The sequence below is a fragment of the Candidatus Nitrohelix vancouverensis genome (assembly GCA_015698305.1).
GTDB lineage: Bacteria > Nitrospinota > Nitrospinia > Nitrospinales > VA-1 > Nitrohelix > Nitrohelix vancouverensis.
This window is the reverse complement of record CP048620.1, coordinates 2,798,641-2,821,172: the sequence shown is the minus strand read 5'-3', so window position 1 is coordinate 2,821,172 and position 22,532 is coordinate 2,798,641. Positions and strand designations below refer to the sequence as shown.

Below are 22,532 nucleotides of genomic sequence, written 5' to 3'. Positions count from 1 at the left end.
AGTGTCTTGAAAGGGGATTGATATGAAACGCAAGCCGACAAACTTGAAAGCGCTTGCTGGACGACCCAAAAAGATTGCCAAGGCGCCGGAGAGAGCTTTATTGGAATTGAAGCAATTGCACGGCGCGTCGGGCTTGAAGCTGTCAACGGAAGACGCCGGGATGGGACACGCCCAGATCGCGGAATGGGCGCGTATCGCGAAAGGCATTGTGCCGGTCTGGGTCAAGATTGGCGGCCCCAACGCGCGCAACGATATTAAAGAGATGATCCCGCTGGAGGTCGACGGCCTCATCGCGCCGATGGTGGAATCGGCTTACGGACTGGAGAATTTTTTATCGTCCTTGCATGATTTTACGACGCCGCTCCAGTTCAAGCGTTTGAAGAAAAGCATCAATATTGAATCGAGAGTCGCCTTGACCCAACTGGACGAGATCTTGGAATATTGCGGCGTTGACGGGATCGACGAGGTGACCATCGGATGCAGTGATCTGTCGAGTTCGATGGGCGTGTCGCGCAACGATCCCGATTTTCGCAAGCTGGTGCAAAAGACGGTGAAACGGATTCGCGACTGCGGCGTACCTGTCTCGATTGGCGGCGGCATTTGCCCTGCAAATATTGATGAGATACTGGAAGAAGCCCAGCCCCTGCGTTTCAACACGCGCCTGTTGGCCTTCCCCTGCGACGGTCGCCCAAGTTTTCGCGCGGCGGTGGAATCGGCCCTGCAATTTGAAATCATGATGCTGGCCTATGATCTCAAACAGGGATATATTTCGCTGGATGAAGAGCGTTACCGGGTTTCAGAAATCATGAAACGTTTGTGATCGGCTTTGAAGACAGATTCTTGTCCCCCTGTTTTCAACCGCGTGTTGGACGTTTTTTTTTGGCAAAACTCATGAAAAACATGACTGCTTAGAAAGATTGTAATATAATCTTTCATCATTGGCTTTCATAGCAATCGTCATTATTCCACATAGCAGTTAGAACCTTTCGTAGCTTCAATACGTTCTCATATACAGAGTGAGCGGGGAGATATCTTGATGATTAAAAAAATATTGCTGATTGATATTGAGTTGGATCGCCGAACCAACACAGGGCGTCTTGAATATCAGGCTTCAGGCAATACGCACCACCCATTAGGACTCATGTACCTGGCTTCCAGCGTTCGCAAAGCATTTCCGGGGATTGAGGTCAAGATCATCCATACCGCGACTTTTGATGATTCCGAAAAAGCGGTTGTTGAATATTTGAGTGAATTCAAACCTGACTTGGTCGGCCTGCGTAGTTTATCCTTGTACCAGAACCAGTACAAACACTTGGCCAGCGTAATTCGCAAAACGACGCCGAGCGCTTATTTGATTGGCGGCGGGCCGTATTCGTCTTCATCGTATCGTGAAGTGGTTGGGGCTTTCGTCGATCTGGTTGTTCGCGGCGAAGGCGAAACCACGTTCAATGAATTGATTGAGTGGGTGAATGTGCACGGAACTCTTCCTCTGGATTTAAAGGGAACCGTTACATATTCGGAAGAAACAGGCATCAAGGTTAACGAAGCAAGAGGTGATATTGAGAATATCGATATTCTTCCCGCTCCGGCATACGATTTGATTCAACTGAGCGATTATGAAGGCATTTATAATCTTGCCAATCAAAGTACCGCCACCTGCGTCTTCATGGAAAGCTCACGCGGGTGTACTTATAAATGTTATTACTGCCATGCGGCAGTGAGCAAGACCGTTCGACGTCGATCCGGGCATCTTGTTCTCGAAGAAATGGAGGATCATTACCGCAGGGGGATCCGCAATTTTGTATTTGTGGACGATATCTTTAATGTTCCTAAGAAGATTGCCAAAGAAATATTACGCGGCATCATCAAGAATTTGCCTGGAGTTTCTCTCAATTTCCCAAACGGTCTTAGAGCAGACCGGTTGGATGATGAAATTCTAGACCTCTTTGAAGAGGCGGGCACTAGCCAGATGTCCTTGGCGGTAGAAACGGCAACGCCTCGACTTCAACGCCTGATCGTGAAGTATCTTGAGATTCCCAAAGCGATTGAAATGATTGAAAAGGCGTCGCGTCGCTTCATAGTTCGAACGTTTTTCATGATTGGTTTCCCGACGGAAACGTTGGAGGAAGCCTGGGAAACGGTGAACCTGGCGAAGCAGTTGACCTATGTGGCTGAGCCGGGTTTGAGCATCGTCCGAGTTTATCCGGAAACGCCGTTATTTGACGCTCTCAATCCCACGCCAGAAGAAGCGCGTTTGATTGAGGAACAGACTTCCGAATCCTTGCTGACCAAGTTGATGGACGACCCATCTTTTTACGGCGATTTTTTCCCACCTGATAGGGTGCCTTTGACGGGCAAGGATATCCAAAATATTCGCTGGGAGTGGATGCGTAATATTTTCCACAACAAAGAACGCATTCGAAACAGCCATAGCGTTTTGGAAAAGCATTTGGATAAAGAGCGTATTCTCACCTTTTACCGCAATTTGTATCAAAAACCGGATTTTGACGAGCGGGTCCTTGAAATGTTTTTACGCCCGGCGCGCTCTCAAGAATCCAAAGCCGCTATTGCAAGTTGATTTCAGGCGGTCTTCGCGCTTTTTGAATAATCCTGCCTTAAGCTCTCAGCAATTCTAAACAACATAATTTAGGTCTTTCGGGTATTGCCCGGGCGGGCATGCTTTGATTTGCAGGGGTTGAATTAAAAGAAATTATTCGATAATTCGATTCTACTTGCCTGTTTTTCTGTTGAAAAGTCCCGCTGGAAAAAAGGTCGAATCATATTTTATAAATAATTGACAATCCCGCCAAATTCTTTAAAATACGTTGTTTTGCAACCCATTCTGATGAGTGTTCGGGTCTTAAAATTCATAAATTAGTTTAGGATTTTTGACTCTTTTTTTTATTACTGAAACTATAGATTTCACGCCTTTTTCGATTCTTGGACTGTACTGGAGGTTAATAGGAGACTATGCAAATTACGGGAATGCTTTGGGGAAGAAAACTGCTCGACTTGGTGGAATTTCCACACTCGGAGGTTCGAGGGCCGGAGCTGAGCTACGATGAAATAAAAGACATGCTCAAGCGGCACGGGCAAATTTTTATCAAACCGGTTTTTAAAGGCGGCGTTGGTAAAAAAGGAAAATCCGGCTTGCTGGGTCGCGTCGACAATATCACCGACGCGCTGAAGGAAAAGGAACGGCTGTATTTCGCCGAGCACAAGGTTGACAATTATTCGACGAAAGCGGATGGCGTAACTTATGAAGGCGCCGTTCCTGCGGACGTCGAAGTGTATTTCTCGATTGCCGAGAACACAGAGTTTCGCGCGCCGACAATGACGATCACGCATCATGGCGGCGTGGACATTGAAGAGCTGGACAAGTCAAAAATCAGGGAAGTGCCGTTTGATCCGCTAACGGGTCTGAAAGCCTTCCATGTGTCCAATGCGTTGACTGAACTTGGCGCGCCTGCGCATATCATCAGCCCCTTGGTGCAAAACCTTCCTAAATTGTGGGATTTGTATAATAACTACGGTATGACCATGCTGGAGTTGAACCCGATTCGCATGATGCCGGGCAACGGCGGTCGCGTGACTCCTGTCGCTTGCGATTTCAAATGCGCGTTTGACATTGATGATCCGGCCTGGAAACGATTGCATCTGCCGGCGCATGTTTTTGCTTCCGACTATTCGGAGTTCGAACAGGAAATCAATCAGCTTCGAACCTATCAGGGTCAGAGCGACGTGTTCGTCATCAACGAAAAGGGCAATATCACCGCCCCCACCTTTGGCGGCGGCGCGAATGCGATGGTGACCGAGTTGCTGGGTGAAGACGCGACGATTTCTTCCGACTTCGGCGGCAACCCACCTTATGAAAAGATGAATGAAATTTCCCGCATTACCTTCAATCACTGGCTGGGGCAGTCGAACATCCTGTTTGTGATTGGCGGTAAAGCGAACAACACGGATATTTACGAAACCTTGCGCGCGATTGCGGACGCATTGCGTGATTATTTCCAGAAACACGGTCCGATTCCCTTGTTTGTGGTCGTCGGTCGCGGCGGACCCAACCTGATTCGAGGCATGTCTTATTTCCGCGACACGCTGGATCAGCTGGGCGTTCCCTATCGTTTCTTTGGTCACGATAGCGCCATGTCTGAAGTTATCAACTACACGTTGAAGGTTAACAAATGGTTGAAGAATGGCGGCAAGGAAGAAATCAAAGCAGCAATGAATATTAAATAATGCGACCAACGAATCGCTCAATTTATTCGGGGAGATTTAAATAATGCATAAGGAAGGCATCAAGGAATTCCCTTATTATGTAGGCATCAACTCTTTAAAAGAGTTGGCGACCAAGGACGACCGGGTGGTTGTTCTGAATATTATGGGAAAAGAAAGTTCAACGGTTACCCCTACCAGCCATGAATATTCCGGTGGGAATATTGTTTTTGGCACGGGACCGGGCAAAGGGGGCAAGGCATTGCCGACGAAAATCGGCAAGATTCCTGTTTATAACTCCATCAAGGAAGGTATTGAAGCGGGACATAAATTCAATACCTGCGTGGTTTATCTGCCGCCGTCCGGCGTTAAAGACGGCGTTGCTGAAGCGGTGCGCGCGAACCCGGACTTGAAAAAAGTCATCATCCTGACCGAAAAAGTGTCTGTTAAAGACGCGCGTATCATGCGCGCAATCTGCCAGACCAACGGCGTGGACCTGTTTGGCGGCAACTGCCTGGGATTGGCGGACGCCTGGAACCATGTTCGACTGGGCGGCGCGCTGGGCGGTAACAGCCCGGAAGAATCGCTGATGAAGGGTTCGGTTGCCTTGTTTTCCAACTCGGGCAACTTCACCACGACGATTGCGGTGTATCTTTCGACAGCGGGCTGGGGCACCACGACTTCGGTATCCAGCGGCAAGGATGTTTATATCCAGTACGGTCCGAAGGAATTCCTGCACGGTTTCGAAAATGACGACCGCTCTCAGGCGGCAGTTATCTACAGCGAGCCGGGCGGTTATTATGAATACGGTCTGAAATCCAGCAAGCCGATTGTCGCCTGCGTCGTTGGACGGTGGAAGGCGAAACTGACCAAGGCATGCGGACATGCGGGATCGCTTGCGGGTTCCGGGGACGATGCGTTCGCCAAAGAGCGCTGGTTCATGGACTATTTTGGAGTTGAAGATATTTACACTCCGGAGAAACCCGTTTTCTCGAAGAAGGGCGCTTTGGTAACCAACATTGCGCACATCCCGGAAGCGCTCACGAAAGTCATGGAATTGAACAACAAGAAACCTGACTTTGAGCCGAAGGGAACGCTGTCTCTGAAATGCTGGTTTGGCAACAACCATGGCGTGACTCTTCCTCCGGAATTGGATGTACCGATTGTTGAGGCATTAGCTCCTTACAACGAACAAATTGCGGCTCTCGACAAGCATGTGGGCGCGCAGTTCAGACGCGAAGCCATGAAAGACGCGAGCGGCGCATCGATGATGGATCCGGGAACCCAGGTTTCCAAGATTCATAATCAATCGATTCTCGACGCATCGACAAAAACCTTCGAAGCCAATCTCGTATTTGCGCTGACGCGACAATACACTTGTGAGACGGGTGAGAAGCTGGTCAATTTTGCGCTGAATGGCTTTGTCAATCAGCACGGACAACCGACTCTTGCGGCGGCGACAGCGTCTCGCGAAAACGGCAACTCGCCGAACACGGCGACGGCGGCGGCGATTTCCATCGTTGGTAAAAAATGCGCTGAAAAAGCAATGGCCGCATCCCAGGCGCTTCTCGATATTTTTCAATACGAAAAACTGGCGGATGCGCGGGATGAATTCGATCACTCGGGTCTTCTCGCCAAAGGCGCAGAGCATGAGGACGCTTTGCTCTCTTCGGAAGAAAGCCCTTGCGTGCAGAAATGGCTGGAGTGCGTGAACGCCGCAGGGAAAACCGTGTTCTTCTCTTTCCTTCAGGATCTGGCGAAGAAACAGGGAAAACATCTCACGGTTGATACCATGCTGGCGGCGACCTGGACCACGGTGGCCTGGAGCAGTCTGAAAGGCAAGAAGATTTCCAAAGACACGCTGGTTCGCTTGCCCTGGTACTCCAAAGTCTACAGCGTACTGGTTGGCGTTGCGGCTCCTGCGGAATCACAGACTCAGGACAGTTTCTGCGGCGTTAAAATGGAAGATCTGATCACCAAGTTCAGCTTCACCCGAACGGCGTTTCTGTCGTTGATGGGGCGAGAACCCAATGATAAAGAGTTGTTTGAGTTTCAGGTATTGCTGGGCCTGATCATCACCAACGGGCCGGGCACGATCTCTGCGCAAGGAGCCAAAGGCGCGGTCAGCGCCGACGGTCCTGAAGTGCCGGATCGCGTTCAGGTCAACAAGTGCATGGTCGGCTTCCTGACGCATACCGGTTTCGCTCATGGCGGCAACGGTTATGAAGCGGCGGCGTTCCTGATCAAACAGTTCAAGGACACTTCGCTGAAGGCCGCAGATGAAAAGGACCATGGTTTGAATCTCGAAGAAATGGCTCTGAACTGCGCCAAGGAGTATGGCGAATACAAGAACAAACAAAAAGCCATCGGCAATTTGTCGTATGAAAAAATTCCATGCGTCAATCATCCGATTTTTAAAGGCAAAGAAGTCAACTACGATCCGCGTGAAGTGTTCGTTAATAAACTTTTCGAGGAGAAGGGTTTGTACAACGTGTTTCTTGATTACTATCATAATCTCGTTCAGGGAATGTTCAAGGCGAAGGTCAGCAAGGACGTTTACTGCGTGAACATTGATGCGGTGATCGCTGTTATCCTGTTGAAGATGGTCTGGAAGGAATACAAGGCCGGTCAGCTGGATGAGCGCGACATCGAAAATGCAAGTTTCACGACCTTCCTGTTCGGTCGAATGATCGGTTGTGCGGCAGAGATCGACGATCATACCAACCGGGGTCGTAACATGGATACGCGAACAGCGGCCAGCAAGTGCGTTTACGTTAACTGAGTCGTATCAATCAGCCCCTTCCCCGGTTTGGGGAGGGGGCTTTTTTTCTTTCAGGTATATTTTATATGTCGCAACCGCAAACAGGGATTCTCAATCCCTCGGGCCTTGAACGTCTTTATCTGGTATTTGAAGTTCACGACGTTCCATTGACGGCGATGAGCATGGCCAAAATCGGGGCCATGGCGCCGCAATTATGTCGTCAGGTAATCGCTGAGCGTCCTGAATCGAAACTTGCGGTTACAGTCGGTTTTGGTCCGCAGTTGTGGAGTTTTATTCTTCCCGGAAATTTCCCGTATGGTTTTCGCGCGTTGAAATCCGCTGAGCAGGATGGCGTTTCGATCCCGTATACGGGCGGCGACATGTTGTTTTATTTTTCTTCGGCGGATAGAGACTTGAACGCCAGATTGGCGGATAGGCTTGGCGATTACACGAGTTCAATGGCGAGTATTGTGGAGCGCGCCGAGGGTCGATCCTTGCAGGCGCCGGACGCTGGAGCGCCTGATCGTTCTGAAGTCTTCCTGGGCAACGAAAATCCGGAATTAACTCAGAGTTGTTTTTCGTATATCCGTAAATGGTCCGCAAAACAGTCTCTGGGTAAAACAGATTCCTTTGTGAATTCAAACGGAGCTTGCGATCATACTTTCGGCGGGGAAAATCCTGAAGACGGGCATCTCTTCACCATGCAGTTTCATAGAGATTTCAGGTTGTTTCCGCAATGGTCTCAGGATCTTTCTACCGGCCAGCCCTTGACCGGGTCTTCCTACTTCATCCCTTCTCTGGATCTGTTGACCGGTCTGCGCATGGGCGGCTTGCGGATGGGGTCTCTCTCGCCGACCGCGATCTGGAAAGATTTCTAAAATTTTTCCAGGAGCCGTGAATCTCTATCATCATTTGTAGCGCTGGACTTTGAACTGATACATTTTATAAGATTCCCCGGACTTGATCCCCGCTTTGTTCAGACAGATTCGTAATTGTTCGTTGACGTTGGGAACGCCTTCCAGATCGGGTAACAAGACGCCTTGCTTTTTATCCGAACGAACGAGCAGTCCAAACTCCCTGCTATTGGTTTGCGATAAATTTTCTATTGGCGTCAGCGGGCTCAGAATATCGACTGAAATCGTGAGCTGATCCAGCTCCGATTGCTCGACCGGAGGGAATCTGGGGTCTTTGCAGGCCGCCTTGACGGCGTTATCAACGATTTCCTGCCACAAGTTGTCTTTGACCGGCGTGAGGGAGCCAATGCAACCTCTCAATCGATTTTTTATTTTTAAAGAGACAAAGACGCCGCGTGGTTCTGTGAACAGGCTTTGCAGTGGGGGGGAGGGCGCCGGCAGTTTTTGTTGGCGCTCCAGATAATAGGCGATGGAATCGTAAGCCAGGCGCGTGAATGGAGACATGAAGCTGACCTCCTGTGAACATTGATGCCAATGCTTCGACAGCGGCGTGAAGCGATTAGGAGATCAGGTTCTTACGGGAGTGTGGCGCTCGATAATGTAATTTGCGATCGCATACAGACGTTCTCTGATTTCCGGGGTCTTGAACTGGGTTTTTTCCAGAGAGTTTTTGGCCTGATCCATGTAGTTGCGAGCCAGATCCTGAGTGTACTCAATGGATTTGGCGTCGCGCATTCGCCCCAGAATGTATTGGAAGTCCTTATCGCTGATATTCTCGTTCTGAATGAAATCTTCGATCTCTTTTTTGACCGTATCAGAAGAGTGGGTGTAAAGATGTAGCAAAGGGAGCGTCACATGGCCTTCTTTGAAATCGGTTCCCGGCGGCTTGCCGAGGATGGATTCATCGCCGTCGTAATCCAGCGCGTCGTCCATCAATTGAAAGGCCATTCCAAACTGGTCGCCAAAATCGACCACTGCTTTGACCTGCTCGGGAGTTCCCTTGGCGAGCAACATACCCACCTGACAGCTTGCTGTTATAATTGAGGAAGTTTTTCGATAGATAACGTCGAGACAATGCTCTTCGGTGACGTCTATTTTTCGCGCGTTCGCGTATTCTTTGATACCGCCTTCAACCAGAATTTTGGCGGCTCCGGCAACGGCTTGAATGATAGCCGCGTCGTTGTTGTCGGCCAGCAGAAGGATGGCGCGCGAGAGCAGGAAGTCCCCAACCAGAATGCTGGCGTCGCTTCCCCATTTGGAGTTGACAGTTTCATGCCCGCGTCGTACGGTGGTTTCATCAACGACGTCGTCATGCAGAAGGGTTGCGGTGTGGATGTATTCAACGACGCATCCGTGGTTGACCACTTCGTCGTCAACCGTTCGACCTCCAAGCTTGGCGCAAAGCAATAACAATATTGGCCGGATGCGTTTGCCGCCCCCGTTCATCAAATAGCTCGTCATACCCGGAATGAGGGGAATGTCGGATTTGTAATTTACTTTGATAGCCTTTTCAATTTTTGCCAAGTCCTCTTTCAACTCAGCTGTGACTTCGGTGAATTCCATTCAAATTCCGTAGCTCTTGCATTAATATTAATAACTTAGCTTAACTGGGGGGGCGAAAAGGAACCCTCTTTTTAGGTGAAATTCGCTGTTTTGTCAAGGGATTTATCGCCCCATCCCACGACGTCATTTATAATTCCTAGCATCGGATCATGGCAGAAAGTCAAAACAAACAGGCGCCGGAAGTTTCGATCATCGTGCCGACCTATAACCGCAAGAATTTCTTAAAGGATTGTCTTTCCTCTATTATAAATCAAACTTTCAGAAATTATGAAGTTTTTGTTGTGGATGACGGGTCCAGCGATGGAACGGAAACCCTGACCTCAGACTTCCCACAGGTTCGGTTTATTTTTCTACAAGAGAATGGCGGCGTTTCAAGGGCGAGAAACATTGGGGTGCAGGCGGCGCGCGGAGCTTATATCTGTTTTCTGGATTCAGACGATCTGTGGCTGGAGAACAAGTTGGAAGTGCAAATGGAGTGGATGCGAAAACACCCTGAGGCGATGGCGGTTCATACCGATGAAATCTGGATACGTCGCGGCAGGAGGGTCAACCCGATGTCGAAACATGCGAAGCATGGAGGAGATATTTTTGAGCGTTGTCTGCCGTTTTGCATTGTCAGCCCTTCTTCGATATTGTTAAAAAAGGAACTGTTCGATAGGGTGGGTGGCTTTGACGAATCGCTTCCGGCCTGTGAGGATTATGACCTCTGGTTGCGGATTGCGGCGCAGTTCCGCATTGAATTGATCGATGAGAAATTGATGATAAAGCGCGGCGGCCATGCGGACCAGTTATCGCACAAACACTGGGGGATGGATCGCTTTCGTGTTCGCTCGCTTTTGAATCTCCTGGAGTCGGGGAACTTGAACCCATCTCAACGATCTCTGACTATAGGGGAACTGGCTGAAAAATGTCGTATTCTGGCGCTGGGTTGCGACAAACGCGGCAAAGTTCAGGATGCAGAGAAATACAGAACGATTATGAATAAATATTTAGAAAAATCCGAAGCGGAAACCAGTGACATTCATGCACATTAAATCAGGTTTGAAATTCATTTTATCCGTCGCTCTTTTTATATGCGTTTTGTCTGCCCTGGCTCAGGCTGATGAAAAACCGATGGCGGCGATCAGCAAATTACGCGACCAGTGTATTCAGATTCTGGAGCAGGCAGCGCAGAGCGAGAATTCATACGTCCGTAGCGCGGCGGCGAGAGCGGCGGGCGAGTCTAAAAGCCCGGCGATGATCCCGTTTTTACAGAAATCAGCGGAGGATTTTTATCACAACACGCGCCTGTTCGCTCTTCAGGGAATGAAGACGATATCGGAGTCGGAGGCGCTTGCTCTTGCAGAAAAATTGAAAGACGACAGCAATATATGGGTCAAATCGACGGCCCTGGAAATGCTGGGCGATCTGGGCGGAGTTCGTTACAAAGAGCAGATACGACCTTTTCTGGATGCGCCGGACCCTCCCGTTCGTTTTGCGGCGGCGGCGGCTTTGATCAAACTGGGCGAGCCGGAGCATTACGCGCAGTTGCTGGAGCCCTTGAAACGACAGGATGTGGTTTATAAATACCATGCGATCGGTCATCTGGGAAAAATAGGCGAAGAGAAGGCCTATCGTCATTTGGTGGATTTGTTGAATGACCCGGAGGATGAAATTATTTTTTACGGTTTGAAGGCGATCGGCAAAAACGCCAAGCCGGATATATTGCCTCGCTTGCGTGAATTGATGCATTCGGCCAATCCTTCGATTCGTCATCAGGCGGCTTTGGAGCTGGGGGCATTGCCGTCTCATTACACGCGGGATATGCTGATTGGTTTGTGCTCGGACGCCGACGGAATGGTGCGGATCGCCGCCGCCGTTGCGCTGAAACGTTTCAAGCAAAACGCTTGCGATGGCGTTTTTGAGCAATTGTTAACGGATCCGGATTTTGGAATCCGGAGCGCGGCGGCGCGGGCGATGGGGGACATTCACTTGCACAATCAGGCGAATCTGCTGGCCTGGGCGTCGCGGGACCCCAATATTCGCGTACGGTCTTCTGCGACGCGCGCGATTGGCATGATGGGTGGGAGCGATGCCTTTGCTCTGCTGGTTCGTTTGCTCGGGGATTCGAATGAAGCGGTTCGCGCTTACGCGGCGGGAAATCTGCTTCGCGTTTTGAGGTGATTTTTTTATGCTGGAGACGAGCGACTGTAAAGCCTGTTAAATTCAGGAGCCTTCGCGTCCGTACAAATCCTCGTAGCGGGTGATGTCGTTTTCATCGAGCAGTGGGCCGGTCTGAATTTCAATGATGACCAACAGCTCTTCTCCCGGATTTCCCAGACGGTGTTTGGCTCCCTGGGGGATGTAGATGGATTCGTTGCTGGAGAGCCGAAAGGTTTCCCCGTCTTTTTCCGCTTCGGCGATTCCCTGGATCACGGTCCAGCGTTCGCTTCGACCGGTGTGCGATTGCAGACTCAGTTTTTCGCCGGGCAGGACTTCGATGCGTTTCACGAGATAATTATTATTCGTTTCAAGAGTGGTGTAGCTTCCCCAGGGTTTGACGACGGTGTTGGGTTCGCGCGCTTCTTTGCGTTTTTCCTTGTTGATGGCGGCGGCGATCTGCTTGACTTCCTGCGCCCGGTTTTTGTCGCAAATCAAAAGCGCGTCTTCGGTGTCGACGATGATGGTGTCTTCGATGCCGAGAACGGCGAGCAGGCGGCTGGACCCTTGTATGATCGAGTTGCGGCAATCGACGGGAATCACGTCTCCTGAAATGATGTTCCCAGAGGCGTCCTTCTTCATGATTTCATCGAGCGCGCTCCAGGAGCCGACGTCGTTCCAACCAATGTCTGCGGGTATTACGGCAGAGCGTTTGGATTTTTCCATGACTCCGTTATCCACCGATATGGATTCAAGCCCTTCGTATTTGCTTTTGCCCTTGGCATCCAGTGTTTGAAAAGGAAACTTTCCGCTTTTCTGCGTCAGGCAGTCTGCAATGCCCTGCAAGGCGCTGGCGGTATTGGGTAGGTGGCTTTGCAATTCTTCGAGAAAGACGCTGGCCTTCCAGAAGAACATGCCGCTGTTCCAGTAATAGCCGCCTTGTTTTAAAAATTCGGCCGCTTTGTCAGCGGATGGTTTTTCTGTGAACTTTTCAATTTGAAACGCTCCCTGTCCGATGTTAAGGGAATCGCCTTTTTTGATATAACCGAAGCCGGTCTCCGGTCGATTGGGCTGAATCCCCAAGGTCACCAGATAGCCCTGCAGAGCCAGATCGGCGGCTTGCGTCGCCGCTTCGTTGAAGCGTTCAAGATCGCCGATGAAATGATCGGACGGATAAATCGCCATGACGGCGTCGGGATCGATTTGAGCCGTGAGATGCGCGGCGAGGGCGATCGCGGATGCGGTGTTTCGACTGGCAGGTTCGGCGACAAGATTGCCGGAGTCAAATCCGCGACCCTGTAATTGACGACAGGTTTCGGTGGCGTGGGCCTCACCCGTGATGATGAAAGTCCGCTCCAATGGAGCCAAAGCGAGCAGGCGCTGGAGCGTTTGCTGGATCAGGGTGTCGTTGCCGCCGAGCTTCAACAGTTGCTTGGGATGATTTTCGCGGCTTTGGGGCCAGAACCGGGTTCCGCTACCTCCCGCCAGAATGATATTGAACAACATTTGTGAAATCGGAATTTGGGATGTCAAACCGGACAGAGCAAATAAGAGTCCTGATTTGAATATGATAGATTATAGGAATTGTTTGTGATACGTTTTCAAGTTCAATACTCGGCCACAATAGCAGTAGGATCTGAAAAAGAATCCTCCTTGAAAATTTGGCATCATATTATCCCAAATTGAATCAAAGGACTAGGGAAATCAAATGATTCCCGTCACTTTAAGAGTGACAGTCCTGCCTAATATCTACAGCGCTCAACAGGAAACGGTTTGAATTAATGGAACAGGCGTCTTTTTATCTTTTTCTTCTTTTTGTATTTGCGATCACCATGCTGGGCGGGTGGATTCCCACCGTGAAAATTTTGTCCAAGGGGACCTTTCGCCTGGTCATCAGTTTTTGCGCGGGCGTTTTGCTGGGCGCCGTTTTCTTTCACATGTTGCCGGAGATTTCCACGGTTCTTGGAGATAATCTGGGCGTCCCCATCATGCTGGGATTTTTAATGATTTTCCTGATGGAAAAATTCATCATGGTTCATCCCTGCGAAGAAGGCGAATGCGATTTTCACAAAGTGGGATTGGCGGCGTATTTCGGCATTGGCTTCCACAGTTTGCTGGAAGGCATCGCCATTGGCGCGGGCGAAATGATGAACTTGAGCCTGGTCATTTTCACTGCGGTTGCGGTGCATAAATTTCCTGCGGCCTTGGCTTTGGGAGGAATGCTGGTTAAGGGCGGAGAGTATTCTAAAAACCGCATTCTGGTTTCTATGCTGATTTTTTCTCTGGCAACGCCGGTGGGGGCCTTGTTTGCGGTTTCTATCCTGGATGGGTTGAGCGAATACGCACTTGGCGTCGCCATCGGCCTATCTGCGGGGACTTTTTTATTTATTTCAATTGGCGATCTTTTGCCAACGGTGTATGAAGAACATCAGGGTGGTTTTAAAAACCTGTTGTGTATGGGAATGGGCATCCTTTTGATGGTGCTGACCAAAGACATTGCATAGAAGTCCCCGCCTGCTTTCCCCGTCGCACTTCTGCCGGTTTTTCTCTCATGAAAATTAATGAAGTTCGATAACATAAAATTCTTTCTTCCCTTCTTCCTCAAATATCGCAAGGAATTTGCCTGGGGCATCCTTGCGCTTCTGGTGACGGATGCGGCAGGACTGGCGATTCCCTGGCTGTTGAAGGAAGTCATCGACAGCCTCCCGCAAGCGGCGCATCGGGACGACATGATCGGGCTGGCTTTGCTGATCGCGCTGGTCTCGGTCATTCAGGCGGTGTGTCGCTTTGGCTGGCGAAAATTTCTTTTCGGTCCCTCGCGTAAAATCGAACGCGATCTCCTCGACTATCTGTTGCAACACCTGCTCAAGCTGGACAAATCCTTTTACCTGCGTTTTTCAACAGGCGATCTGATGTCGCGCGCCACCAACGATCTGCGCGCCGTGCGGGATTTTTTTGGGCTGGGGCTTTTGATCCTGGTAGACGCCGTGGTGGTGATCGTTGCCGCTCTTATATTGATGTTGATGATTCACCCCATGCTGACTCTGTGGGTTGTATTGCCTCTGCCCATCGTATCGTTTTTGTTTTTTGGATTCATTCGGGAAATCGGCAAGCGTCATGAAATTGTCCAAACGCATCTGGCTAAAATAACGACGCTGGTGCAGGAGAATATAGCGGGCGTTCGAACCTTGCATTCCTTTGTGCAGGAAGAGCAGGAGAAGAAAAAATTCAACAAGCTCAATCAGGAATACGTCGAAAAAAATCTCAACGTCGCCAAGTTGTATGGAACGTTCAGCCCGTCTTATATGTTCACGCTGGGTATTGCGGCCCTGATTTCCCTTTGGGTCGGAGGCAAGGCGACGCTTGCGGGTGAGATGACGCTTGGCGATTTTGTCGCCTTCAACGGTTATTTAATGATGTTGTCCTGGCCGATGATGGGAATGGGCTATGTGGTGAATCTGGCGCAAAAGGGCCGGGCGGCGATGAAACGGGTGCATGAAATTTTTCAGGCGGAACCCAAAATAGCCGATTCCGCAACGGCGACGGCGGTCGACCCGGATGGGGACATTGAATTTTGCGATGCAAGTTTCACTTATCCCGGCGCTGCGAGTCCCGCATTGCGGCAGATCGATCTGCTCATCCCCAAAGGAAGCGTGCTGGCGATAACGGGTTCGGTTGGTTCTGGCAAGAGCAGTCTGGTGAAGCTGATCCCTCGCTTGTACGATCCGCAGTCGGGGTCGGTGAAGGTTGGCGGACACGATCTTAATAGTCTGAGTCTGGAGTCCTTGCGTCGCTGGGTTGGCTTTGTAGGGCAGGAACCGTTTCTGTTTTCGATGACGATCCGCGAGAACATCGCTTTGGGTCGTCCTCAGGCAACGCTCGAAGAAATCAATCGCGCCGCCGCCAATGCCGGGCTTGCCGGGGAGTTGGAGCGTTTCCCCGACGGACTGGAAACGCTGGTGGGAGAGCGCGGCGTTTCCTTATCCGGCGGACAGAAACAGCGCGTCGCTCTGGCCCGTATCCTGCTGGTTCGCCCTGAAGTCTTGATTCTGGACGACGCATTGTCCGGTCTGGATGTGGAAACCGAGGCGCGCGTCATGGAGAATATCGCAAAAGAAATGGAAGGTTCGACGCTCATTCTGGTATCGCATCGTTTGCCTGCGCTTCGTCGGGCCGACCAGATCATTTACATGGAGCGCGGGGTCATCAGCGAGAAAGGGGATTTCAATACTCTCATGGCAAACAAGGGGCGTTACGCGGAAACCTACAATAACCAGGTTCTGGCCATGGAAATGGAAATCGCATTGCAATGAACGACGAGCGTCAGGAAAATCTTCAGGAGCGTTATCTCGACTGGACGCTGTTTCGCCGGATTCTGCTTTACCTGAAACCTTATTCGGGGCTGGCGATTTTAGCCATCAGCATGTTGTTTGCAGTTTCCATGCTGAACCTGGCGGGTCCTTATCTGACCAAGATCGCTATCGACGATCATATCTCCGTCGGCAAGCTGGAGGGTCTGGACAAGCTGGCTTTGATTTATCTTGGCGTGCTGGTGTTCACTTTCATCTGCCAGTTTGCGCAGACCTGGCTGATGCAGTCGATCGGACAACGGGTGATGCTGGATTTGCGCACGCGCGCCTTCGCGCATTTGCATCGCATGTCTTTTCGCTATTTTGACCAGACGCCCATCGGCAAACTGGTGACTCGAGTCGTCAACGACGTTGAAGTCCTCAACGAAATGTTGACCTCGGGTTTGATACTGGTCTTCAACGACCTGTTCACGCTGGTGGGAATTTTCTGCGTACTCTGGTATCTCGACTGGCGTCTGGCGTTGGTGGTGTGCGCGGTATTTCCTTTTTTGGTGATGGCGACGCAGTATTATCGCGTGCGGGCGCGCGACGCCTTGAGAAAGAACCGGGCGCATCTGACCCGACTGAACACGGCGCTGGAGGAAAATATTTCGGGAATGGAAGCCTTGCAATTGTTCAGCAAGGAGAAGGAATTTTACGGAAAATTTTCAAGCGCCAACAGCGACAAACTGCGCGAGGATTTACGCGCCCTGCATTACAACGCCGTCTTCATGCCTTCCATTGACGTGTTCAGTTCCGCCGCCATTGGCCTGGCGATCTGGTATGGAGGAGGGCGTTTCATTCAGGAGGAAATACAGCTTGGCGTATTGATCGCTTTCCTGCAATACCTGCAGAAGTTTTTCGAGCCGATCCGGGACCTTGCGGAAAAATTCAATATCATCCAGACGGCGATGACTTCTTCCGAACGCATTTTTGAACTGCTCGACACGCCGGAGGAAGTTCCCAATCCTGAAAATCCGAAACCGATTGCGTCTCCCAAGGGCCGCGTTGAATTCGACAAGGTGTGGTTCGCCTACCAGAAAGACAACTATGTTTTGAAGGATGTTTCATTCACTCTGGAGCCGGGAGAGAGTCTGGCGATTGTCGGCGCGACCGGTTCGGGCAAATCGACGCTGGTGAATGCGCTCTGCCGTTTTTATGACATCGCGCGCGGAGAAATCCGTCTCGACGGGCAATCCATTGGAGAATTGGACAAGTACGAATTGAGGCGTCAAATGGCGCTGGTGCCGCAGGATGTGTTTTTGTTCTCGGGAAATATTCTGGATAATATACGCCTTTCCAATTCTGATAAGACCTTGGATGACATCCAACCCCTGACCCGCGCGGTCTACGCGCATGAGTTCATAGAAACGCTTCCCGAGAAATACAACCACGATATCGGCGAAGAGGGGAAGGGCCTGTCGCTGGGGCAACGGCAGTTATTGTCCTTCGCGCGCGCTCTGGCGGTGGACCCGCGTATCCTGATTCTGGATGAAGCCACGTCGAGCGTGGATTCAGAGACGGAAGCCTTGTTGCATGCCGCCGTGAAGGAAATCATTCGCGGTCGCACCAGCATCATCATTGCGCATCGTTTGACGACGATCAAACATGTCGACAAGGCGCTGGTGTTGAAGGATGGGGAGATTGCCGAGTATGGAACGCGACGGGAACTGCTGGAGAAAAAGGGGATTTTTTACAAACTGCATCAGATCCAGGCGAATACAGCCTAGGCGGTCGATCCGCGGGTCTTGAACTGGATGCGCAGGCGTTCCACCGGCTGGTTGTTCTGCACATGCTCGGTGAGAATGGCTTGCATGTCCTCACGATTCTGCGGCGAGTACCAGACATCGTCGGGGTAGATCACCATTGCGGGACCGTATTGACAGGCGTCGAGACAGCCCGCTTTGTTGACGCGAACCTTGCCTTTCAATCCGTTGTCGTGAATCCAGCCTTTGGCGAAATCCAGTAAATCTTCAGAACCGCATTTCGTGCAACTGCCTCGCGGGTCGTCTTCCTTACGCTGGTTATTGCAAATGAAGAGGTGTTTCTGAAATGGCGGCATCGGGGGTTTTACGCGTCGGCCTTGGGGATGCTGTGCGGTTGATTCTCGGCATATTCCTTGAATTTGCCAAAATTGATGTAGCAACGGTCGCAACTGTCAGGAAAGACCGTGACGATCACGCCCTTCTTGATTTCCTTGGCCAGTTGCAATGCGCCGACAATCGCCGCCGCAGAGGAATGCCCGACCAGAATGCCTTCTTCTTTTTCGAGGGTTTCGACCATCGAGTAGGCGTCTTCCGTGGCGACGGAGAGTTTGCCGTCGAGTTCTTCTTCCTTGTAAATGCCAGGTACGATGGAGGAGGCCATGTGTTTCAGGCCTTCGATGCCGTGTAATTCTTCAGCGGGTTCCATCGCGTAACATTTGATATTCGGGTTCAATTCGCGCAGGCGTCGCGTGTTTCCCATGATCGTGCCGCCGGTGCCGATGCCCGCCGTGAAATGCGTGACGCGGCCTTCGGTCTGTTTCCAGATCTCTTCAGCGGTGCCGAAATAATGCGCTTTCCAGTTGGAATCATTATTGTACTGGTCCGGCATGAAATACAACTCCGGGTTCTCTTCGTTCAATTTTTTAGCCAGTCGAATGGCGCCGTCGGAACCTTCGAATGGGCTGGATTGGACGATCTCTGCGCCGTAAAAATCCGCCATCAGGCCTTTGCGTTCTTTACAGACATTCGCGGCCATGACCAGTTTGACCTTGTAGCCCTTGAGCTTGCCGATGAGCGCGTAAGCGATGCCGGTATTGCCGGAAGTGGAATCGAGGATGATTTTTCCTGGCTTGAGCTTGCCGGATTTCTCGCCGTCGAGGATCATTTGCAGGGCAGGGCGGGATTTGACCGAACCGCCGGCGTTTCTCCACTCTGCTTTCGCGTAAATCTCAACGTCGGGATATTCCCGGCCTACGTTCTGCATTTTCAGCAGGGGCGTGTTGCCGATCTGCTTGAGAATGCTTTCGTCCGTAATCAAGGGACAGGCCGGAACCTGCACTTCTTCGGGTATGGATGCGTTCACTTTTACTCTGGACATAGTCTCTTTTAGATTCAATGAAGTTCCAAAGGTTGTGAGTCAGTAGAAAATATTTTTTGAGTCGCTAGTCTCAATTACCTGGATAAACCGCAAAATTCTTCGTAATCAATCAATTCCTTAATGCTCGGGGAATCCCCGCACATGGGACAATTTGGATCTTTTTTGAGCTTGAGACGGCGAAACTCGGTGTTCAAGGCATCGTAGAGCAAAAGCGTGCCGATCAAAGGCTTGCCAATACCCAGCACCAGTTTCAGGGTCTCCACCGCTTGCAGATTACCAATCACGCCTGCAAGCGCGCCCAGCACGCCGCCTTCCTGACAATTGGGAACCAGTCCCGGAGGCGGAGGTTCGGGGTACAGGCAACGGTAGCAAGGCCCCTCTTTGGGCTTGAACACGGTGGCCTGACCTTCAAAGCGAAAAATACTGCCGTGAATATTGGTCTTGTTCATCATGACGCAGGCGTCGTTGATGAGGTAGCGCGTCGCGAAATTGTCGGTGCCGTCGAGGATGTAGTCGAAGCCTTCAAAGATGCGCATGATGTTTTCAGAAGTCAGGCGTTCGTTGAAGAGAGTGACTTTGACATCCGGGTTCAGCGCTTCAATGGTTTTTTTTGCCGATTCGGTTTTGAGCATTCCCACCCGTTCGGTGGAGTGGATGATCTGGCGTTGCAGGTTGGAAGAATCCACCACGTCGAAATCCACCAGGCCCATGTTACCGATCCCGGCGGCGGCCAGATAATAAGCCGCAGGGGAACCCAGACCGCCAGCGCCGATCAACAAAACGCGAGCGTCGAGCATTTTCATTTGCCCAACGCCTCCCACTTCGGGAAGGATGATGTGGCGGCTGTAACGTTCTATCTGTTCATCGGTAAAATCCATTACTGAACCCCGCCCGCAATCGCCGGGATGATTGAAATTTCATCGCCGTCTTTAACGGCGGTTTTTTCCGCTTCAAGAAAACGAATGTCTTCCTCGTTGAGGTAGATGTTGATGAAGCGACGCGGGGTTCCGTTCTCTTCGCAAATCCGTTCTTTGATGCCGGGAAACTGGGTTTCCAGGTTGTTCAGAATATCTGAAATTGCGTTGCCTTCGGCGTCCACTTCGCTCAGATTATTGGTGAGTTTCATCAAAGGGGTTGGAATTCTTACTTTGACGGGCATTTCTATCTCCTTATACCGTGATGCTGTTTGAGTAAATATCTTCGAATGATTGTAACTTGGGTTCGATGACTGGCGGCGCGGCATACACTCCCGCCAGCGCTTCCTGTGTTTTCAGTCCATTGCCGGTGACGCAGATGACTGTGACTTCGTCGGGCTTGATACGACCCTGTTCCACCAGCTTTTTCGTAACGCCAACGGTCACGCCGCCTGCGGTTTCGGTGAAGATGCCTTCGGTTTGGGCCAGCAACTGCATGCCCTTGACGACTTCCTCGTCGCTGACGTCTTCGCCCCAGCCGCCGCTGTTCTTGGCGGTCTTGACGCCGTAATAGCCGTCCGCCGGGTTGCCGATGGCGATGGATTTTGCGATCGTGTTCGGTTTCACCGGTTTGATGGTTTCGGTGCCGTTCTTAATAGCGGTCGTTACCGGAGAGCAGCCGGTGGCCTGCGCGGCAAACACCTTGGTGTTGACTTTGCCTTCCAGCAAACCGAACTGTTCAAATTCCTTGAAGGCTTTATAAATTTTGGTGATGAGCGAACTACCCGCAACGGGAACCACCACATTGTCCGGCGTTTTCCAGCCGAGCTGTTCGGCGATTTCATAACCGTAGGATCGGGAACCGTCGCCGTAATAAGGGCGGATGTTGATGTTGACGAAGGCCCAGCGATGGTTGGCGGCGATTTCCGAACACAGGCGGTTGACGTCGTCGTAACTGCCGTGAACGGCGATCAATTGCGTGCCGTAAATGTTCGTGCCGAGAATCTTACCCGCTTCCAGTCCGTCGGGAATGAAGATGCAACTTTTCAATCCGGCTTCCGCTGAATGCGCGGCGACGGAATTGGCGAGGTTGCCGGTCGATGCGCAGGAGATCATATCGAAGCCAAATTCCATGGCTTTAGAAATGGCGACGCAGACCACCCGGTCCTTGAAGGAAAAGGTGGGGTGGTTGACCGAATCATTTTTGACGTACAGGTTTTTGAGTCCCAGCGCCTTGCCCAGATTCTTCGCGCGTACCAGCGGCGTGTAGCCGACATGATGGCCCACTTTCGGCTCTTCGTCCAAAGGCATCAGGTCCTTGTAACGCCACATGGAGGGCGGCCCGTCCTGAATGCGTTTGCGCGAGATCACTTTGCCGATGGCTTCGTAATCGTAGTCCACCTCCAGCGGCCCAAAGCAATATTCACAGACGTGAATCGGGTCTTTGGGGAATTCTCTTTGACACTCCTTGCATTTTAAACCTTTGACATATCCCATCGAAAGTTACCTATCCTCTAGAAATACTGTTTGAAGCTGAAATATCGTTCGCCTGTATCCGGTAAAATCACGACTACATTTTTGCCCGCGCCCAGCTCTTTGGCGATCTCGTAGGCGGCGCACAAAGCGGCCCCGGAGGAAATGCCAACCAGCAAGCCTTCTTCCATGGCCAGACGTTGTGAATAATGATAAGCGTCCTCGTCGGATACCGGTCGAAGACGATCTATAATGTCCAGATTCAAAACCTTGGGTTTGAATCCGGCTCCGATTCCCTGAATTTTGTGCGGGCCCGCAGGTTTGCCAGATAAAACGGCGGATGTGGAAGGCTCCACGCCCACCAGCAGTACATCGCCATAAGTCTCTTTCAACACTTCGCCGGTTCCGGTGATCGTTCCCCCGGTGCCGACGCCCGCGACGAATGCGTCGACGGTTTCGCCGTTCATCGCCGAGACGATTTCCGGTCCCGTCGTTTTGCGATGCGCTTCCGGGTTGGCCGGGTTGTTGAATTGTTGCGGCATGAAATAATCGGGATTCTCCGCCAGCAATTCACCGGCGCGTTCGATCGTGCCTTCCATGCCAAATTCCGCGCGACTCAGTTCCGTTTTGGCCCCATAGCTTTCAAGGATCATGCGTCGCTCCATGCTCATGTTCTCAGACATGACCAGAATGACATTGTATCCTTTTACAGCTCCGACCAGCGCCAGGCCAATTCCGGTATTACCGCTGGTGGGTTCAATGATCGTCGAACCGGGTTTCAATATTCCCCGCGCTTCCGCGTCTTCCACCATCGCGCGCGCAATACGATCCTTAACGCTACCGCCGGGATTCATGAATTCCAGCTTGGCGTATATGTTGGCGCCATTGTCTGGGACGACTTTGTTAAGTTTAACTAATGGCGTAGAGCCAATCAACTCTAAACTATTATCAAATCGGGTTCTTATCTGTTCCAGCATGGAGGGACCAATAGGGTTGTTAGAAAGTCTTACACTATGAAAGAAGTGATTATAAATAAGGGGGGGAGGGAAGTCAATAAAAGGAGAGGGGGAATCCTGTCGGAAATCGATTCCTGAAAGATTCCCCCCAAAAGCCTATT

At 51.1% G+C, this 22,532-nt stretch carries 19 protein-coding genes; 10 read left to right on the top strand and 9 right to left on the bottom strand.

Annotation, left to right across the window (positions count from 1 at the left end; translation table 11 throughout):
- The first annotated feature begins 22 nt into the window (after positions 1–22).
- From G3M78_13010 to G3M78_12990, 5 genes are all read left to right on the top strand, one after another.
- Positions 23–820 (top strand): hypothetical protein, encoded by a 798-nt coding sequence (locus G3M78_13010; GenBank protein ID QPJ66262.1) that lies wholly within the window; start codon positions 23–25, stop codon positions 818–820.
- A gap of 216 nt (positions 821–1,036) precedes the next feature.
- A complete protein-coding gene (locus tag G3M78_13005) occupies positions 1,037–2,578 on the top strand; it encodes a B12-binding domain-containing radical SAM protein (GenBank protein ID QPJ66261.1) in 1,542 nt (513 codons plus the stop codon).
- A 392-nt stretch (positions 2,579–2,970) separates the two neighbouring features.
- Positions 2,971–4,242, top strand: coding sequence for a carboxylate--amine ligase (locus tag G3M78_13000; protein ID QPJ66260.1), 1,272 nt, complete (start codon positions 2,971–2,973; stop codon positions 4,240–4,242).
- A gap of 43 nt (positions 4,243–4,285) precedes the next feature.
- Entirely contained in the window at positions 4,286–7,000 is a 2,715-nt protein-coding gene (locus tag G3M78_12995) for a CoA-binding protein (GenBank protein QPJ66259.1), read from the top strand.
- Positions 7,001–7,065: 65 nt separating this feature from the next.
- Positions 7,066–7,857 (top strand): hypothetical protein, encoded by a 792-nt coding sequence (locus tag G3M78_12990; protein ID QPJ66258.1) that lies wholly within the window; start codon positions 7,066–7,068, stop codon positions 7,855–7,857.
- Between the two features lie 30 nt (positions 7,858–7,887).
- On the opposite strand, the gene amrA is transcribed toward G3M78_12990, so the two are convergent.
- A complete protein-coding gene (gene amrA, locus G3M78_12985; protein QPJ66257.1) occupies positions 7,888–8,397 on the bottom strand; it encodes an AmmeMemoRadiSam system protein A in 510 nt (169 codons plus the stop codon).
- A 63-nt stretch (positions 8,398–8,460) separates the two neighbouring features.
- Complete coding sequence (locus G3M78_12980; GenBank protein QPJ66256.1) at positions 8,461–9,456, bottom strand: polyprenyl synthetase family protein; 996 nt, start codon at positions 9,454–9,456, stop codon at positions 8,461–8,463.
- A gap of 149 nt (positions 9,457–9,605) precedes the next feature.
- On the opposite strand from G3M78_12980, the gene G3M78_12975 reads away from it, so the two are divergent.
- On the top strand, positions 9,606–10,490 hold the full coding sequence (locus G3M78_12975; GenBank protein QPJ66255.1) for a glycosyltransferase family 2 protein: 885 nt from the start codon (positions 9,606–9,608) through the stop codon (positions 10,488–10,490).
- A complete protein-coding gene (locus G3M78_12970; protein ID QPJ66254.1) occupies positions 10,480–11,619 on the top strand; it encodes a HEAT repeat domain-containing protein in 1,140 nt (379 codons plus the stop codon). The genes G3M78_12975 and G3M78_12970 overlap by 11 nt, the downstream gene beginning before the upstream one ends.
- A 42-nt stretch (positions 11,620–11,661) precedes the next feature.
- Here G3M78_12970 and G3M78_12965 read toward each other — a convergent pair whose 3' ends face one another.
- Positions 11,662–13,098 (bottom strand): mannose-1-phosphate guanylyltransferase/mannose-6-phosphate isomerase, encoded by a 1,437-nt coding sequence (locus G3M78_12965; protein QPJ66860.1) that lies wholly within the window; start codon positions 13,096–13,098, stop codon positions 11,662–11,664.
- A gap of 278 nt (positions 13,099–13,376) precedes the next feature.
- On the opposite strand from G3M78_12965, the gene G3M78_12960 reads away from it, so the two are divergent.
- Genes G3M78_12960 through G3M78_12950 form a run of 3 tightly spaced genes read left to right on the top strand, consistent with a single transcriptional unit; the run spans position 13,377 to position 17,674 of the window.
- Positions 13,377–14,099, top strand: coding sequence for a ZIP family metal transporter (locus tag G3M78_12960; GenBank protein ID QPJ66253.1), 723 nt, complete (start codon positions 13,377–13,379; stop codon positions 14,097–14,099).
- Between the two features lie 57 nt (positions 14,100–14,156).
- The gene (locus G3M78_12955) at positions 14,157–15,908 is read left to right on the top strand and encodes an ABC transporter ATP-binding protein (protein QPJ66252.1); all 1,752 of its coding nucleotides are present in this window, start codon (positions 14,157–14,159) and stop codon (positions 15,906–15,908) included.
- The gene (locus G3M78_12950) at positions 15,905–17,674 is read left to right on the top strand and encodes an ABC transporter ATP-binding protein (protein QPJ66251.1); all 1,770 of its coding nucleotides are present in this window, start codon (positions 15,905–15,907) and stop codon (positions 17,672–17,674) included. Before G3M78_12955 ends, G3M78_12950 begins: the two co-directional genes overlap by 4 nt.
- Here G3M78_12950 and G3M78_12945 read toward each other — a convergent pair.
- From G3M78_12945 to cysK, 6 genes are all read right to left on the bottom strand, one after another.
- Positions 17,671–18,006 (bottom strand): (2Fe-2S) ferredoxin domain-containing protein, encoded by a 336-nt coding sequence (locus G3M78_12945; GenBank protein ID QPJ66250.1) that lies wholly within the window; start codon positions 18,004–18,006, stop codon positions 17,671–17,673. The two genes, G3M78_12950 and G3M78_12945, sit on opposite strands and share 4 nt — an antisense overlap.
- An 8-nt stretch (positions 18,007–18,014) precedes the next feature.
- Positions 18,015–19,013 (bottom strand): cysteine synthase family protein, encoded by a 999-nt coding sequence (locus G3M78_12940; GenBank protein QPJ66859.1) that lies wholly within the window; start codon positions 19,011–19,013, stop codon positions 18,015–18,017.
- A gap of 89 nt (positions 19,014–19,102) precedes the next feature.
- Positions 19,103–19,906 carry a molybdopterin-synthase adenylyltransferase MoeB gene (moeB, locus tag G3M78_12935; GenBank protein QPJ66249.1) on the bottom strand — a complete coding sequence of 268 codons (804 nt, stop codon included), beginning with the start codon at positions 19,904–19,906 and terminating at the stop codon, positions 19,103–19,105.
- Complete coding sequence (locus G3M78_12930; protein ID QPJ66248.1) at positions 19,906–20,187, bottom strand: MoaD/ThiS family protein; 282 nt, start codon at positions 20,185–20,187, stop codon at positions 19,906–19,908. The genes moeB and G3M78_12930 overlap by 1 nt, the downstream gene beginning before the upstream one ends.
- A gap of 10 nt (positions 20,188–20,197) precedes the next feature.
- On the bottom strand, positions 20,198–21,439 hold the full coding sequence (locus G3M78_12925) for a threonine synthase (protein ID QPJ66247.1): 1,242 nt from the start codon (positions 21,437–21,439) through the stop codon (positions 20,198–20,200).
- Positions 21,440–21,456: 17 nt separating this feature from the next.
- On the bottom strand, positions 21,457–22,392 hold the full coding sequence (gene cysK, locus G3M78_12920; protein QPJ66246.1) for a cysteine synthase A: 936 nt from the start codon (positions 22,390–22,392) through the stop codon (positions 21,457–21,459).
- Positions 22,393–22,532: the final 140 nt, after the last annotated feature.